This is a genomic window from Amycolatopsis sp. NPDC041971 (assembly GCF_055588925.1).
The window spans coordinates 69,425-84,246 of record NZ_JBVJCE010000020.1 but is presented as its reverse complement, the minus strand read 5'-3'; the positions used below and the strand labels follow the sequence as shown (position 1 = coordinate 84,246).

The window sequence follows — 14,822 nt, the reverse complement described above, 5'->3', positions numbered from 1 at the left end:
CTGCCCTGCTTTTCCCCCCCCCCCCCCCCCCCCCCCCCCCCCCCCCCCCCCCCTCCCCCCCCCCCCCCCCCCCCCCCCCCCCCCCCCCCCCCCCCCCCCCCCGCCGCGATACCCTGAATCAGGAAGTGGGCGGCGGGGTCTGCACACAGCCGCCCGAGCATTCCAGCAACCTGTCGCGGTAGTGCTCACAGTCCGGGCCGTGCTCGTGTTGCGGCAGGTCGGGCTTGGGCTGAGCCGGGTCGAGCGGCTCCTCCTCGCCGATGGGGTCCTTGACGTCCGTAGGCGTCGACATTTGACGATCTCCTCCCCTGATGATCTTTCTTTGTCGTACCAGGCAGCCCCATTCCGGCGGCCCCCTCTGTTCACAGGCCCTCTTCCTGCGAACGGGGCAATAGTGCCACAACGGAGCAATGATCGGGAGTTATTACCTACACTGAGTCATCGGTGGCACCCGAAAGAGGGATGCTTGGTTAGCAAGCCTCACGACTTCCGCCGAATGGCCCAACCAGGCGCGCGCCGCCTTCCCGGATGACGGCGAACCGGCGGCGTTCACTGCGCCATCCGGCCTAATATCCAAAACTTCTTGCGGCATAAGGGTTTTCGGCTGACAACACCGGGGAACCCATGGCCCGTCGGGGGTTGACCGGCAGATATCCGGAGGAGATAACGATGCCCACGTGGTTGGTCATCATCATCGTCATCGCCGCGATCCTGGCGCTGGGAGCGGTGGCCTGGTTCGTCATCGCTGGCCAACGCAAGCGTCGCTTGCAGGAGACGTTCGGGCCCGAATACGACCGGGCCGTCAAGGAACACGAAAACCCGCGTGAAGCGGAACGTGAGCTCTCGTCGCGGGTGAAACGCCATTCGGATCTCGACATCCGTCCGCTGCCCGAGTCCACAAAGGATCGATACGCGCAGGAATGGGCGCTGATCCAGGAACAGTTCGTCGACCGCCCGTCCGGCGCCGTCGTCGAGGCGGACCGGGTACTGGTCTCCTTGATGGCCGAGCGCGGCTACCCGACCGAGGGATACGACCAGCAGCTCGCGGATCTGTCCGTCCGGCACGCGAACGCGTTGCGGCACTACCGCGCCGGGCACGACACGCTGGAGCGTCATCGGGAATCGGAAATGTCCACAGAGGACATGCGTGAAGCGATGAAGCACTACCGCGAAGTGTTCGAAGATCTGTTGAAAGACGGCGGCGAAGGAGCGGAAAGCCATGGAAAGCAGGCCCCTGGAAACCGAGGGAACGGAACGACCCGACGAGGAACGGATCACTGACGGTCGCGACCGTGACACCGGGCAGGCCTTGAGCACCGAGGACCTGGTGGCCACCGATTCCGGACGTGCCGACGATTCCGGGCGCACCGACGAAGACGAGGCGCAGACGTTGTTCGACAACGTCGACGTGGACAGGTTCCGCGAGAGCTGGCAGGGCATCCAGACGGCCTTTGTGGACGACCCGCAGCGGGCGGTCAGGGAGGCCGACGAACTCGTCGCCCTCGTCATCCAGAATCTGGCCACGACCTTCGCGGATCACAAGAAGGAACTGGAATCCGCGTGGAGCCACGGTGAACCGGCCACCGAAGACCTGCGGATCGCGTTGCGCCGCTACCGGTCGTTCTTCAATCAGTTACTGAGCGCGTAGGCAAAGCTCGATGGCTCCGGACCGGAAACGGTCCGGAGCCATCAGGCGCCGGTGGTGGACCCTGGTCGCACGATCATCAGCACCGTCACCACGGCCCAGAGCAGATTGAACATCCCGGTGTACATCGCCACCCGCCCCGCCGTGAGCGGTTCCGAGGGCGGCTCGGTGTCCAGCGCGGCGAGGATCGCGTTCTGCCCCGGCAGGACCAGAGACGCCAGTACACCGGCGGCCGCGGCGGTGAGCACGATCGACGCGATCACCCACAGGTCGCCGAAGACCCGCATGCTGCCCGCCGTCGCCAGCCCGAAGAACGGCACCGCCAATCCGAAGACGGCGTAGACCCGGCAGATCCGGTTGAGCGCACGCGGCACCGACAGTCCGGAACCCGGTTCGGCGAACGCCTTCCGCGCGGCGGCGGGGAACATGCTCGCCGCGACGGTGACCGGACCGACCGCGATGACGGCGGCGAGCACGTGGAGAATCAAGAGGACTTTGGACACGCGGCCGAGCCTATGATCGTCACCGCGGTCTTCGGTACCGGTGTTTTCGACGGATATCACAGGATTCCGGCCACGCACTACGTCCGAGGACGTACGCCGGGTGCCGCCTGGGAACGGATGTGCCGAAGGCCTCCCGCGGGACACCATTCGTCACCATGAACCTTCCCGTGGACACCGACGAACTCACGAAACGGTACGGCGAGCACCTCGCCGTCGACCGGATGAAACTGACCGTCCTGCCCGGCGAGATCTACGGCTTCCTCGGCCCGAACGGCGCCGGCAAGACGACGACGTTGCGGATGCTGCTCGGCCTCGTCCGGCCGACCTCCGGCAGCGTGCGGCTGTTCGGCAGGCCACCCGGCGATCGCGGCGAGGTCAGCGGGGTCGGCGCGCTGATCGAATCGCCCGGCTTCTACCCGTACCTGTCCGGTTCGGACAATCTCAAGGTGCTGGCCCGGTACAGCGGAACGGATCCGCTTCGCGTCGGCGAGGTGCTCGCGATGGTCGACCTCGCCGATCGCGGCAAGGACCGGTACTCGGCCTACTCCCTCGGCATGAAGCAGCGGCTGGGCGTCGCGGCGGCGCTGCTGAAGGATCCGCGGCTGCTGATCCTCGACGAGCCGACCAACGGGCTGGACCCGGCCGGGAGGGCCGACATGCGCGTGCTGATCCGGCGGCTCGGCGCGGAAGGCCGCACCGTGCTGCTGTCGAGTCATCTGCTGGGCGAGGTCCAGCAGATCTGCGACCGCGTCGGCGTCGTCTCGCACGGACGGCTGGTCGCGGAGAACACGGTCGCCGAACTCCGCGGCGGCACGGTGCTGCACATCGAGACCGACGAGCACGTGCGCGCCGCCGAACTGGTGCGGCGCTGGATCGGCGCGGAGAACGTGCGCGCGAACGGGACCGGGCTCGATCTGACCGTGGCCCCGGAGCGCGCGTCGTGGTTGAACCGCGAACTCGTCACGGAAGGGATCGCGGTACGTGAATTGCATGTCCGCGAACGCGATCTGGAACAGGTTTTCTTCGAGCTCACCGGAGAGGTGTCAGGTCATGTGGGGTAGCTGCACCGCCGAGCTGGCGAAACTCGTCCGGCGTCCGGCGAACTGGTCCATGCTGGGGATCGCGGTCGTACTCGGCCTGACCTTCACCTATCTGCTGCCGCTCGCGGGCGCGGCGGGTTCGTCGAGTGGGGCGCCGGGTACGGATCGCGGACTGGCCGCGACGGCGCCGTCGAATCTGGTCGGCAACGCGATCGGCGGGCTGCCGGTTTTCCTCGGGGCGATCCTGCTGGTGCTCGGCGTGCTGGCCGTCGGCACCGAGTACGGCTGGAGCACGTGGAAAACCGTGCTGACACAAGGACCTTCACGACTGACCGTCTACAGTGGAAAGTTGTTCGCACTGGCCGTCGCGTCACTGACCGTCGTGCTCACGAGCTTCGCGACCGGCGCGGTCACGAGCGCGCTCATCGCCTCTTCGGAAGGCGAGCCGATGAACTGGCCCGCGTTCGGGGAGATCGTCACCGGGATCGGCGCCGGCTGGCTGATCGCGATGACCTGGGCGGCCCTCGGCGCGATGCTCGCCATCGCGATGCGCGGGGTGGCGCTGCCGATCGGGCTCGGTCTGGTGTGGCTGCTGGTGGTCCAGAACCTGTTGTTCGGGGTCGCGGCCCCGCTGGTGGACTGGGTCGGCACGCTCCAGCTGGCTTTGCCGGGGGCCAACGCCGGTTCGCTGGCCGCGTCGCTCGGCGCTTCGGGTGCGACGCCAGGCGTCGGGGAACTCGTCGGCGTCTCCCAGGCGACGCTGGTGGTGGCCGGATACCTGGTGGTCTTCGCCGGTACCGGCGGCTGGCTGCTGCGGCGCCGGGATGTCCTCTGAAAGGTCCGTGAAGGCCTCCTTAGCGGCCTTGAGGGTCAGGGTTCCGGCAAAGTCGCATCGCCGCTGGTCGGTGGCGCTTTTGGTGCTTCGAACTGGACTTCCGACGGGAACGGATGACAGGTGTCTTGAGCGTCAAGTGTCCACAAAGGACATCATCCGGCCGCTGAATGTCCATTTGATGCGTTTATGTACGTTTTTCGACTGGGGTCGTGAGTGAAATTCAGGGCTAGAACCCTCTTTTCCACTCACGACCCGGTCGAAAAACGCCCAAATCGGGCACCGTAGCCCTGGAGGCGTCCTTGTGGACAGTCGAGAAAGATGTCAGACGACTGTGGCGAGCCCGCCTCTCCTTGAGGGTAGCGAAGGAGGCTTGGGTTCACTACCCGCTAGGCGAGGGCGTCGAGGTCCGCGACGACGTCCGCGGGCAGTTCCAGTTTCGCGGCGGCGACGTTCTCACGCAGGTGCGGCAGCGAGGACGTGCCCGGGATCACCAGGATGTTCGGCGACCGCCGCAGCAGCCACGCGAGCGCGACCTGCATCGGCGTCGCGTCGACCCGGCGGGCGCAGTCGTCGAGCACGCCGGACTGCAACGGCGTGAACCCGCCGAGCGGGAAGTACGGCACGAACGGGACGCTGATGGCCGCGAGGGCGTCGAGCAGGCCGTCGTTGGCACGGTTCGCGACGTTGTACTCGTTCTGCACGCAGACGACTGGCGCGATGGCGCGGGCCTCCTTGACCTGCTCCGCCGAGACGTGACTCAGGCCGAGGTGCCGGATCAGGCCCTGCTGCCGCAACTCGGCGAGCACCTCGAACGGCTCCGTGATCGAGACCGGGATCGGGAAGACGCCGTGCTCCCCCGCAAGCCGCAGGTTGACGACGTCGAGCACGTCGACGCCGAGGTTGCGCAGGTTGTCGTGGACCGCGGAGGTCAGTTCCTCCCGCGACAGCGCCGAAGGCCAGCCCTTATCCGGGGTCCGCTTCGCGCCGACCTTCGTGACGATGTGCAGGTCGTCCGGGTACGGGTGCAGTGCTTCGCGGATCAGCTCGTTGACCGTGTGCGGACCGTAGAAGTCGCTGGTGTCGATATGGGTCACGCCCAGCTCGACGGCCTCGCGGAGGACGGCGACCGCGGTTTCGCGATCGCTTGGCGGCCCCCAGATGCCGGGGCCGGACAGCCGCATGGCGCCGTAGCCCATCCGGCTCACGGTGAGATCGCCGAGGGTGAGAGTGCCGCCTGGGCTCATGGTCGCTCCTTGTGCAAGTGGGTTCCGCTCACCTTAAGCAGGTCCGGCCGCCCCGGCGCGTGCGGGAAGGGAGCAAGGGACCTTTGCTCTCACCCGAGGCTCTGACCTGCGCGAACGACGAGACCGACCAGCTGATTGGCCAGCCCTTCGGTCAATCCGTCGACGAACATGTCGTGGCCGGCGGGCGCTCCGCGTTCGGCCAGGACCGTCGCCACGGCCTCGCCTGGGTTCGCGTAGGGCCACAGTCCCGCGACAAGGATGAAGACCGCCTTCGCGAAGTGCCCGGCCGCTTCGGCGTCCAACGGGACCCGGTCGCGGACGACCTCGGCGAGCCGTTCGGTCCGTTCACCCGCCCGGGTCTTGAACGCCCGGGCGGTCTCCACGGAGATGTTGCGTTCGAGCACGGCGGCCATCGTGCTGATCAGCTCGCACAGCAGGCGCTGCCGCGAGAGCGACTTCGCGATGACGGTCGCGACGCGCACTTCGCGCTCGTATCCGGGCTTCGCGGCGTCAGGGACGCCTAGTTCGCCTTCGAGCTCGTCGAGCCACGCGACCCAGATCGAGTCGAGGACTTCCAGGAAGATCGCCTCGCGGCTGTCGAAGTACCGCAGCACATTCGACTTCGCCAGGCCGACCCGGTCGCTCAGTTCCCGCAGACTGATCCTCGACACGGGCCGCTCGGCCAGGAGTTCGCGTGCCACCCCGAGGATCGCCGCGCGCCGGGCCTCCACCTGTTCCGGCCGCCGCGCGCGCTGGAAGTCGGGGGCCACGCGCCGCACGGTACCAGACCACCCGGCTGTTATTCGGCGTTCGCGGTCCTCCTGGCCTGCACCCGCTTGTAACTCCAGATCAGCAACGCGAACAGGATGAGCCCGGACAGGATCAGGCTCGAACCGGTGCTCCAGCCTCCGAGCGGCAGCCCGGGAACGAGCGCCCAGACGACGCCCGCGGCCAGCAGCCCCAGCCCTGCCAGCACCGAACCCGCGATGCGCAGCGGAGACGAGACACTGTCCTCGGCCGCCTTCATCGCCCTGTCGCGGATCGGATCGACGTACTTCTCCACCGCGGGGAACTCCGAGGCCAGCACGAGCAGACCCGCGAGCACCAGCAGCAGCCCCGGTCCGGGCAGTACCAGGAGCGCGATGCCGACCAACAGGAGAATGCCGCCCGCGATCAGGATCAGGACCTGCTTCACGGGTTTTCCGATGCCCACCGTCGTCTCCTCGCCGTCGCCTTTCCGTCGATTGTGCCCGCCGGGACGGAAACGCGCTGGTCCGACCTACGCGAGTCCTTTTCACGGGAGCTGTCTGTTTCGCGCGAAACCGTTCGTCGGGGTGATGAACCCCTGGTGATGGAGGACTGATGCGCTACCTGTTGCCGATCCGCGGGACCCCGTTCCCGGGCGCGGACGACTGCGACGAACCGAGGGACGAGAAGACACAGGCGTGGGTCGACGAGATGACCGCTCGCGGAGTGCGCTTGTCCGGCAGCGGACTCCGGTCCGCGGCCACCGCGACCACCGTCCGCCACCGCGACGGCGAACTGCTCGTCTCGGACGGGCCCTTCGCGGAGACGAAGGAACAGATCCTCGGCTACGATCTGATCGAGTGCGCCGATCTCGACGAGGCGATCGAACTCGTGTCGACGCATCCGGTCACGAAGTTCGCGACCATCGAGATCCGGCCGATCTGGCCGACCCCCTGAAGCTCTGGATCTTGAGCGGCTGCCTGCCTCCAGGGCTGTCCCCAATGGCCACCTTGGGGACACGTCCCTTGCTCACTCCCCCGCGCGCAGCAGCTGCTCGAACGGCACGAACCCGCTGTCCGGAGCCACAGCCGTCCCCTCCGAGGACAGCCGCGAGGCGAACTCACGCCCCGCCCGCGAAGCCCGCGTGTCGAGATCCCCTGGAGACGCCCAATCCGACGAAGCCGCGTACACAGCCGTCGCGACAGGCTCGGCGCGAAGGTAGGCGAAGAGCGGACGCAGCGCGAAGTCGAGCACCAGCGAGTGCCGTTCGGTCCCGCCGGTGGCCCCGATCAGCACCGGTTTTCCGTCGAGCGCCTTCTGGTCCAGCACGTCGAAGAACGACTTGAACAGCCCGCTGTACGACGCGGTGAACACCGGTGTCACGGCGATCAGGCCGTCCGCGGCGGTCACCGTGTCGATGGCCGCGCGCAGGGCCGGGGAAGGGAATCCGGTCAACATGTTCTTCGTGACGTCGATGGCCAGGTCGCGGAGTTCGATCACTTCGATCGCCACGTCCGGCAGCGCGGAAGAAACCGCCGCGGCGAGTTTGTCCGCGAGCAGCCGCGTCGAGGATGGCCGGCTCAATCCCGCGGTCACGACGGCGATCGTGGTCATACGGTCACCCCTGACGAAAGAGAAGCGTGCGTGGGAGCCTCGGGCACGTGCGCCGGACGAAGTGAGTCGAGTTCCCTGCGCAGCACCGGAATCACGTGCTCGCCGAGCAGATCGAGCTGTTCCAGCACGGTCTTCAGCGGCAGTCCGGCGTGGTCCATCAGGAACAGCTGACGCTGGTAGTCGCCGAAGTGCTCGCGGAAGGTCAGCGTCTTGTCGATCACCTCTTGCGGGCTGCCGACGGTCAGCGGTGTCTGCTCGGTGAACTCCTCCAGCGACGGGCCGTGCCCGTACACCGGCGCGTTGTCGAAGTACGGCCGGAACTCCCGCACCGCGTCCTGCGACTTCGGCCGCAGGAACACCTGGCCGCCGAGTCCGACGATGGCCTGTTCGGCTTTGCCGTGCCCGTAGTGCTCGTACCGTTCGCGATAGAGATTGATCAACCCCTGGAAGTGCTCCTTCGGCCAGAAGATGTGGTTCGCGAAGAACCCGTCGCCGTAGTAGGCGGCCTGCTCCGCGATCTCCGGGCTCCGGATCGAGCCGTGCCACACGAACGGCGGGACACCGTCGAGCGGGCGCGGGGTCGAGGTGAACTCCTGCAGCGGCGTCCGGAACTTGCCGGACCAGCTGACCACGTCCTCGCGCCACAACCGGTGCAGCAGGTGGTAGTTCTCGATCGCCAGCGGAATGCCCTGGCGGATGTCCTGCCCGAACCACGGGTACACCGGGCCGGTGTTGCCGCGGCCCATCATCAGGTCGACGCGGCCGTCGGCGAGGTGCTGGAGCATCGCGAAGTCCTCGGCGATCTTCACCGGGTCGTTCGTGGTGATCAGCGTGGTCGAAGTGGAAAGGATGATCTTCGACGTCTGCGCGGCGATGTAGCCGAGCATCGTCGTCGGCGAAGACGGCACGAAGGGCGGGTTGTGGTGCTCGCCGGTCGCGAAGACGTCGAGGCCCACTTCTTCGGCCTTGAGCGCGATGCGCACCATCGCCTTGATCCGCTCGTACTCGCTGGGCGCCTCCCCCGTGGTCGGGTCGGTCGTCACATCGCCCACCGTGAAGATTCCGAACTGCATGACCTGCTCCCTGGGCCGGGGTTAACGTTGCTTGAGCGTTCAACCTCACGCGCGCAAGAAGTATTCCAGACCATCGGCGCGAGCCGAAAGGGTGACCTGATCGGCCCGGAAAGTGGCCGCGCTCACACTCGGATCCATGCGGATCACTTCCCTGCTGTGACAACGAACAACCGCACGTCGCTCGATCAGCACGGCCTGCGCTGGGCGGGGCCGGTCGACCGGATCGACGCCGCCCGTCAGTACAGCGCGCTGGAGGTCCTCACGGCAGCGCTCTAGACACCGGATCCGGGACGTGCAGCCAGGCGCGGACCTCGGTCTCCTTCTCGTGCACGAGCACCTGCCGGTAGCTCATCGTGTCGAGACCGGGTCCGCCCTGGTCCTGGACGTCCTCGTGGAACCGGTCGGAGACGAGCACCACCACGGGTGACTCGTCCGGCGCCGCGGCGAGCGCGTCCCGCAGTACCCGGGAATCGAGCAGGCGGGCGAGCAGCACTTTCGGCCGTCCTGTCACGCCGTACTCGTCGAGCGCGATCTCGCCGGCGTGGATGGCCACCCGCACCCGGATCCGCAGGCCGGGCTCGGTGACCACGTTGTATCTGGCCAGTTCCGCGGTCAGCCGGGAAACCAGCGGATACACCAGGCGGAACTTCGGGAAATGCGGCGGGACCACGACGATCATGCCGTCCCCGGTGTCGCGCTTCAGGCAGGCGTCCCAGGCGATCCCGCTGGCCTCGAAGGCTTCGGCCAGCAGGCCGAAGAGCATCCGCCGGACTCGCACGAAGATCTCGCTGCTGCGCCCGACCTGGCCGAAGCCGGCGATGTCGATCGAGAACAACCCGCAGTGCATGCCGGACTCGACCCACGCCGTCGGCGGCGGGTAGAGGATCTTCTTCCGCAGCAAAGCGAGGTGGACGCAGGCCACGGTGACGAAGACGATCGTGCCGAAGAGCCAGGCGAACGACAGCATCGCCTCCGACTCGCCCTCCGTCGCCGCCCGTTCGAGCAGGAACGTCATCCCGACGGCGATACCGCCGTAACCCAGGACGAACAGCCAGAGAACAGCGCGCCGCAACCGGATCGCGGCGTGCGCGACCGGCAACAACGCGAGCATGCCGAACGAACCGACGACCACCACGAAATACCAGAGACTCACGACGCGTTGTGCGGCCGAGACGCGTGTGGGACCGACTCCGACGGTCACCTTCTTCCCCCCGTCACCCTGTGACACCGGGAACGATAACGCCTCATCCACGTCGTGAGGAAGCCGCTTTCCCCAGCCGTGACCCGGCCACCGGGACGGCGTGATCCGCCACACCGGAGGCTCGGGAGGACGAAGCTGTCGGAGGGGACGGATATCCTCCAGTACGGTGTCGCGTTGAACACCACCTCCACGAGCTAGTTCGCGAGCCATGACTCCAGGAGAAGTACCCAGTGACTGCTGAGACCCTGTACGGGGCCGACGACCTGACGCATCTCGAGGGTCTGGAAGCGGTCCGCAAGCGCCCTGGGATGTACATCGGCTCCACCGACAGCCGAGGCATCAACCACCTGTTCGCCGAGGTCGTGGACAACTCGACCGACGAAGGTGTGGCGGGTCACGCCACGAAGATCGTGGTCACCCTACACGCCGACGGCAGCGTCCAGGTCGACGACGACGGTCGCGGCATCCCCACCGGCACCCATGCCAAATCCGGTTTGTCGGGTGTCGAGCTGGTGCTGACGAGGCTGCACGCCGGTGGCAAGTTCGGTGGCTCGGGCTACAAGACCTCCGGCGGCCTGCACGGCGTCGGCGCTTCGGCGGTGAATGCGCTGTCGCACCGCTTCGACGTCACGGTGAAGCAGAACGGCAAGGTCCACCAGATGTCGTTCGCGCACGGCGTCCCCGGCGTGTTCGACGGGCCCGGCCCGAAGGCCAAGTTCACCCGCAAGTCCGGGCTGAACATCACCGGGAAGATGAAGCGCGGCGAGAGTTCCGGCACGTCGATCCGGTACTGGTACGACTCGCGCTACTTCGAGAGCGGCGCCACGCTCGACGTCGAGGGCGTCCGCGCGAAGATGCGCAACACCGCGTTCCTCGTCCCCGGCGTCACGTACGTGCTGCGCACCGCCGTCGACGATTCGATCGGCGAAGAGACCTTCCACTTCCCCAACGGCCTCGCCGACATGGTCGACTTCCTCGCCCCGGACAGCGAGAAACCCGTCTGCGGCACGCTGATCATCAACGGCGAGGGCACCTACAAGGAGAACGCGGCCGACGCCAGCGGCGTCATGCAGTCCAACGTGGTGCGGCACGCGGAGATCGAGGTCGCGCTGCGCTGGGGCACCGGCTACGAGCGCACGGTGGAGTGCTTCACCAACACCATCCGCAACGTGCACGGCGGCACGCACCGCCGCGGTTTCGACCGCGCGGTGCTGAAAGCCTTGCAGGACGCCATTTCCAAAACCCGCGGGCTGCTCAAGCCCAAGGAGGACATGCCGACCGTCGAGGACGTCCTCGAAGGAATGACGGCGGTCGTCCACGTCCGGCTGCCGGAGCCGCAGTTCACCTCGCAGACCAAGGACGAGCTGTCCACGGCCGGGATCACCCGCGTCATCCAGGGCGTCGTCGACAAGCACATCCGGTCCTGGACCGAAGAGCGCAAGACCAAGTCCGAGGCGAAGATCGTGTTGCAGAAGGTGGTCGACGCGGCACGCGTCCGGCTCACCCAGAAGCAGCAGAAGGACGCCGCCCGGCGCAAGACCGCGCTCGAAGGCGCGGCCATGCCGCCGAAACTGGTCGACTGCCGCACCACCGGCGTCGCCCGCAGTGAACTGTTCCTCGTCGAGGGTGACAGCGCGCTCGGTTCGGCGCGGATGGCGCGCGTGTCGGAGTACCAGGCACTGCTTCCCTTGCGCGGCAAGATCCTCAACGTCCAGAAGGCGTCGCTCGGCGACACCTTGAAGAACGCCGAGATCGCCTCGATCGTGCAGGTGCTCGGCGCGGGCAGCGGGCGCACGTTCGACCTGTCGACCATGCGCTACGGCCGGGTGATCCTGATGGCCGACGCGGACGTCGACGGTTCGCACATCCGCACGCTGCTGATCACGCTGTTCGCCAAGTACATGCGGCCGGTGATCGAGGACGGCAGGCTCTACGCCGCGATGCCGCCGTTGCACAAACTGGTCACCAAGGGCCGTAACCCGGAAACCCACTTCACCTTCACCCAGAAGGAGATGGAGACCAAGTACGCGGCACTGGAGCGGGCGGGCAAGCAGATCGTCACGCCGGTGCCGCGGTTCAAGGGTCTCGGCGAGATGGACGCCGACGAACTGTGGGACACCACGATGAACCCCGCCACCCGCTCGGTCCGCCGCATCACCCTCGACGACGTCGAAGCCGCGGAGAACGCGCTCGAACTGTTGATGGGCGAGAAGGTCGAACCGCGCCGCAACTGGCTGGTCGAATCCTCCGACCGGGTCGACCGCGAAGCCATCGACGCCTGATTTCGCTGCTATTCAAGGAGCTTTGAGCAATGGCACGCCGTAAGGGCACCACCACCAAGGTCGACCCCTCCGCGTTCGACCGCCCCGGCGCGAACGTCTTCGACAACTCGTTGAAGACGGAGATCGAGGATTCGTACCTGGAGTACGCCTACTCGGTCATCCACTCGCGCGCGCTCCCGGACGCGCGGGACGGGCTGAAGCCGGTGCACCGCCGGATCATGTACTCGATGAACGAGAACGGCTACCGGCCGACGCACGCGTACGTGAAGTCGTCCCGCGTGGTCGGCGACGTGATGGGCAAGTACCACCCGCACGGCGACACGGCCATCTACGACGCCATGGTCCGGCTCGCGCAGGACTTCTCGCTCAACGTCCCGCTCGTCGACGGGCACGGCAACTTCGGCTCCCCCGACGACGGCCCGGCCGCCTCGCGGTACACCGAGGCGCGGCTGTCCCCGGAAGCGATGCTGCTGGTCGGCGAACTCGGCGAGGACACCGTCGACTTCCGGCCGAACTACGACGGCTCCCTCGAAGAGCCGTCCGTGCTGCCCGCGGCGTTCCCGAATCTGCTGGTCAACGGCACTTCCGGGATCGCGGTCGGGATGGCGACCAACATGATCCCGCACAACCTGACCGAGGTCATCGGCGCGGCGCGGTGGCTGATCAACCACCCCAACGCCACCCTCGACAAGCTGATGGAGTTCGTCCCGGGCCCCGACCTGCCGACCGGCGGTTCGCTGCTGGGCCTCGACGAGGTCCGCCGTGCCTACGAGACCGGCCGCGGTGTGGTGCGCATGCGCGCCAGCGCCGAGACCGGTCCGCTGGAGGGCAGCCGCGGCCGCCAGGCGATCACCGTCACCGAACTGCCGTACGGCGTCGGCCCGGAGAAGGTGATCGAGAAGATCACCGACGAGGTCAACAAATCCAAGCGGCTCACCGGGATCGCCGACGTCAAGGACCTCACCGACCGCGAGAACGGCACGCGGCTGGTCGTCGAATGCAAGGTCGGCGTGAACCCGCAGGCGCTGCTGGCGGATCTGTACCGGCTGACGCCGCTGGAGCAGTCCTTCGGCATCAACAACCTGGTCCTGGTGGACGGGCAGCCGCGGACACTGGGGCTCAAGGCGCTGCTGGAGGTCTTCCTCAGCCACCGCTACGAGGTCGTCACCCGCCGCACGCGCTACCGCCGCCGCAAGCGCGAAGAGCGCCTGCACCTGGTCGAGGGCCTGCTGGCGGCACTGCTCAACATCGACAAGGTGATCAAGCTGATCCGCGAGAGCGAGAACGCCGCGGCCGCGAAGGACGGCCTGATGAAGCGGTTCAAGCTCTCGGAGATCCAGGCGACCTACATCCTGGACACCCCGCTGCGGCGGCTCACGAAGTACGACCGGATCGAACTCGAGGCCGAGCAGGACAAGCTGCGCGAGGAGATCGCCGAGCTGTCGAAGATCCTCGACGACGAGTCGGTGCTGAAGAAGGTCGTTTCGGCCGAGCTGGCCAAGGTCGCCAAGGACTCCCCCGCCGAACGCCGCACCGCGCTGATCGACGGCGACCTCAAGGAGGTCCTCGCCGCGTCGAAGCCGTCAGGCCCGCTGGAGGTCGCCGACGATCCGTGTCAGGTGATCCTGTCGGCCACCGGCCTGGTCGCGCGGACGGCGGCGGAATCGGAGGAGGCGTCGGAAGTGCGGCGCCGCAACGGCCGCGTCAAACACGACTCGGTGTCCGCCGTCGTGCACTCGACCGCACGCGGTCAGGTGCTGCTGGTGACCAACCGCGGCCGTGCGTTCAAAACCGACGTGCTCCCGCTGCCGGTGCTGCCCGAGCAGGCGGGCACCGTCTCCCTGCGCGGCGGGATGGCCGCGAAGGAACTGGTGCCGCTGGAGAAGGGTGAGCGCGTCATCGGGCTCGCCCCGCTCGGCGAGCAGGCGGATGGTTCCCCTGGTCTCGCGCTCGGCACGAAACTCGGCGTGGTGAAGGTGTGCTCGCCGGAGTGGCCGGTCCGCTCGGACGAGTTCGACGTGCTCAGCCTGAAGGACGGCGACGAGGTCGTCGGCGCCACCTGGCTCACCGACGGCGAGGAGACGCTGGCGTTCCTGTCGTCCGAAGCGTCACTGCTGCGCTACCCGGCTTCGCTCGTGCGGCCGCAGGGCCTCAAGGGCGGCGGCATGGCAGGAATCGCCGTGCGCGGTGAGGCGGAAGTGGTCTTCTTCGGCGCGATTCGTACGGATGACGCCGAACACGGCGAGCCGATGGTCGTCACCGCGACCGGCGCGAGCGTGAAGGTGACGCCGTTCAGCGAGTACCCGGCCAAGGGCCGCGCGACCGGCGGTGTCCGGGCACAGCGGTTCCTCAAGGGCGAAACGCGGCTGGTGGTCGGCTGGATCGGTCCGCGTCCGGCCGGCGCCGCCCGCAACGGCGACCCGGTGGAACTGCCGGAGGTCGACCCCCGGCGCGATGGCTCCGGCCACGCGCACCCGGGCCCCGAGGTCGTCGGCCACCTGATCGAACGCACCTGACTCGCCCCTGCCGCAATTAGCCACCTACTTGCGGATGCCTCGTCCCCGCACTCGCGTGAGTGAAGCCGGAACTCGCGTGCTGGGAGCCGTGACTCAAGTGCTGGGAGCCGAACACACCCGCG

General features: G+C 67.6%; 15 protein-coding genes. 7 read left to right on the top strand and 8 right to left on the bottom strand.

Annotation, left to right across the window (positions count from 1 at the left end; genetic code table 11):
* Positions 1-118: 118 nt before the first annotated feature.
* On the bottom strand, positions 119-292 hold the full coding sequence (locus tag ACZ6DT_RS32565; RefSeq protein WP_465602489.1) for a hypothetical protein: 174 nt from the start codon (positions 290-292) through the stop codon (positions 119-121).
* A 377-nt stretch (positions 293-669) separates the two neighbouring features.
* Between ACZ6DT_RS32565 and ACZ6DT_RS32560 the strand changes: the two genes are divergently transcribed.
* Both ACZ6DT_RS32560 and ACZ6DT_RS32555 read left to right on the top strand, forming a co-directional pair.
* Positions 670-1,281 carry a hypothetical protein gene (locus tag ACZ6DT_RS32560; protein ID WP_465602487.1) on the top strand — a complete coding sequence of 204 codons (612 nt, stop codon included), beginning with the start codon at positions 670-672 and terminating at the stop codon, positions 1,279-1,281.
* Positions 1,220-1,648 carry a hypothetical protein gene (locus ACZ6DT_RS32555; protein WP_465602485.1) on the top strand — a complete coding sequence of 143 codons (429 nt, stop codon included), beginning with the start codon at positions 1,220-1,222 and terminating at the stop codon, positions 1,646-1,648. Before ACZ6DT_RS32560 ends, ACZ6DT_RS32555 begins: the two co-directional genes overlap by 62 nt.
* Before the next feature lie 41 nt (positions 1,649-1,689).
* Here the strand turns inward: ACZ6DT_RS32555 and ACZ6DT_RS32550 are convergent, their stop codons facing one another.
* Complete coding sequence (locus tag ACZ6DT_RS32550) at positions 1,690-2,148, bottom strand: hypothetical protein (RefSeq protein ID WP_465602483.1); 459 nt, start codon at positions 2,146-2,148, stop codon at positions 1,690-1,692.
* 155 nt (positions 2,149-2,303) lie between these two features.
* On the opposite strand from ACZ6DT_RS32550, the gene ACZ6DT_RS32545 reads away from it, so the two are divergent.
* Together ACZ6DT_RS32545 and ACZ6DT_RS32540 are read left to right on the top strand one after the other, a co-directional pair.
* Entirely contained in the window at positions 2,304-3,209 is a 906-nt protein-coding gene (locus tag ACZ6DT_RS32545) for an ABC transporter ATP-binding protein (RefSeq protein ID WP_465602481.1), read from the top strand.
* Entirely contained in the window at positions 3,199-4,023 is an 825-nt protein-coding gene (locus ACZ6DT_RS32540; RefSeq protein WP_465602480.1) for an ABC transporter permease, read from the top strand. Before ACZ6DT_RS32545 ends, ACZ6DT_RS32540 begins: the two co-directional genes overlap by 11 nt.
* A gap of 386 nt (positions 4,024-4,409) precedes the next feature.
* Here ACZ6DT_RS32540 and ACZ6DT_RS32535 read toward each other — a convergent pair whose 3' ends face one another.
* The 3 genes from ACZ6DT_RS32535 to ACZ6DT_RS32525 all read right to left on the bottom strand — a co-directional run bounded on the left by ACZ6DT_RS32535 (position 4,410) and on the right by ACZ6DT_RS32525 (position 6,480).
* Positions 4,410-5,267 (bottom strand): oxidoreductase, encoded by an 858-nt coding sequence (locus ACZ6DT_RS32535; RefSeq protein WP_465602478.1) that lies wholly within the window; start codon positions 5,265-5,267, stop codon positions 4,410-4,412.
* Between the two features lie 89 nt (positions 5,268-5,356).
* Positions 5,357-6,046, bottom strand: coding sequence for a TetR/AcrR family transcriptional regulator (locus ACZ6DT_RS32530; protein ID WP_465602476.1), 690 nt, complete (start codon positions 6,044-6,046; stop codon positions 5,357-5,359).
* A 20-nt stretch (positions 6,047-6,066) separates the two neighbouring features.
* Positions 6,067-6,480: a PGPGW domain-containing protein gene (locus ACZ6DT_RS32525; RefSeq protein WP_465602474.1), complete on the bottom strand. Its 414-nt coding sequence runs from the start codon at positions 6,478-6,480 to the stop codon at positions 6,067-6,069.
* 149 nt (positions 6,481-6,629) lie between these two features.
* On the opposite strand from ACZ6DT_RS32525, the gene ACZ6DT_RS32520 reads away from it, so the two are divergent.
* On the top strand, positions 6,630-6,971 hold the full coding sequence (locus tag ACZ6DT_RS32520; protein ID WP_465602473.1) for a YciI family protein: 342 nt from the start codon (positions 6,630-6,632) through the stop codon (positions 6,969-6,971).
* 72 nt (positions 6,972-7,043) lie between these two features.
* Here the strand turns inward: ACZ6DT_RS32520 and ACZ6DT_RS32515 are convergent, their stop codons facing one another.
* From ACZ6DT_RS32515 to ACZ6DT_RS32505, 3 genes are all read right to left on the bottom strand, one after another.
* Positions 7,044-7,628: an FMN reductase gene (locus tag ACZ6DT_RS32515; protein ID WP_465602471.1), complete on the bottom strand. Its 585-nt coding sequence runs from the start codon at positions 7,626-7,628 to the stop codon at positions 7,044-7,046.
* Positions 7,625-8,701 carry an LLM class flavin-dependent oxidoreductase gene (locus ACZ6DT_RS32510; RefSeq protein WP_465602469.1) on the bottom strand — a complete coding sequence of 359 codons (1,077 nt, stop codon included), beginning with the start codon at positions 8,699-8,701 and terminating at the stop codon, positions 7,625-7,627. Before ACZ6DT_RS32510 ends, ACZ6DT_RS32515 begins: the two co-directional genes overlap by 4 nt.
* Before the next feature lie 259 nt (positions 8,702-8,960).
* Positions 8,961-9,902, bottom strand: a complete 942-nt coding sequence (locus ACZ6DT_RS32505) for a nucleotidyl cyclase domain-containing protein (RefSeq protein ID WP_465602467.1) — start codon at positions 9,900-9,902, stop codon at positions 8,961-8,963.
* A 230-nt stretch (positions 9,903-10,132) separates the two neighbouring features.
* On the opposite strand from ACZ6DT_RS32505, the gene ACZ6DT_RS32500 reads away from it, so the two are divergent.
* Both ACZ6DT_RS32500 and ACZ6DT_RS32495 read left to right on the top strand, forming a co-directional pair.
* A complete protein-coding gene (locus ACZ6DT_RS32500; RefSeq protein WP_465602465.1) occupies positions 10,133-12,184 on the top strand; it encodes a DNA gyrase/topoisomerase IV subunit B in 2,052 nt (683 codons plus the stop codon).
* 29 nt (positions 12,185-12,213) lie between these two features.
* Positions 12,214-14,700, top strand: coding sequence for a DNA gyrase/topoisomerase IV subunit A (locus ACZ6DT_RS32495; protein WP_465602463.1), 2,487 nt, complete (start codon positions 12,214-12,216; stop codon positions 14,698-14,700).
* The last annotated feature ends 122 nt before the right edge of the window (positions 14,701-14,822 follow it).

What these genes read in the sequence shown, in the direction of transcription:
- ACZ6DT_RS32565 (WP_465602489.1), bottom strand. Translation starts at nt 292, where the DNA reads ATGTCGACGCCTACGGACGTCAAGGACCCCATCGGCGAGGAGGAGCCG.
- ACZ6DT_RS32560 (WP_465602487.1), top strand. Translation starts at nt 670, where the DNA reads ATGCCCACGTGGTTGGTCATCATCATCGTCATCGCCGCGATCCTGGCG.
- ACZ6DT_RS32555 (WP_465602485.1), top strand. Translation starts at nt 1,220, where the DNA reads ATGGAAAGCAGGCCCCTGGAAACCGAGGGAACGGAACGACCCGACGAG.
- ACZ6DT_RS32545 (WP_465602481.1), top strand. Translation starts at nt 2,304, where the DNA reads ATGAACCTTCCCGTGGACACCGACGAACTCACGAAACGGTACGGCGAG.
- ACZ6DT_RS32540 (WP_465602480.1), top strand. Translation starts at nt 3,199, where the DNA reads ATGTGGGGTAGCTGCACCGCCGAGCTGGCGAAACTCGTCCGGCGTCCG.
- ACZ6DT_RS32535 (WP_465602478.1), bottom strand. Translation starts at nt 5,267, where the DNA reads ATGAGCCCAGGCGGCACTCTCACCCTCGGCGATCTCACCGTGAGCCGG.
- ACZ6DT_RS32520 (WP_465602473.1), top strand. Translation starts at nt 6,630, where the DNA reads ATGCGCTACCTGTTGCCGATCCGCGGGACCCCGTTCCCGGGCGCGGAC.
- ACZ6DT_RS32515 (WP_465602471.1), bottom strand. Translation starts at nt 7,628, where the DNA reads ATGACCACGATCGCCGTCGTGACCGCGGGATTGAGCCGGCCATCCTCG.
- ACZ6DT_RS32510 (WP_465602469.1), bottom strand. Translation starts at nt 8,701, where the DNA reads ATGCAGTTCGGAATCTTCACGGTGGGCGATGTGACGACCGACCCGACC.
- ACZ6DT_RS32495 (WP_465602463.1), top strand. Translation starts at nt 12,214, where the DNA reads ATGGCACGCCGTAAGGGCACCACCACCAAGGTCGACCCCTCCGCGTTC.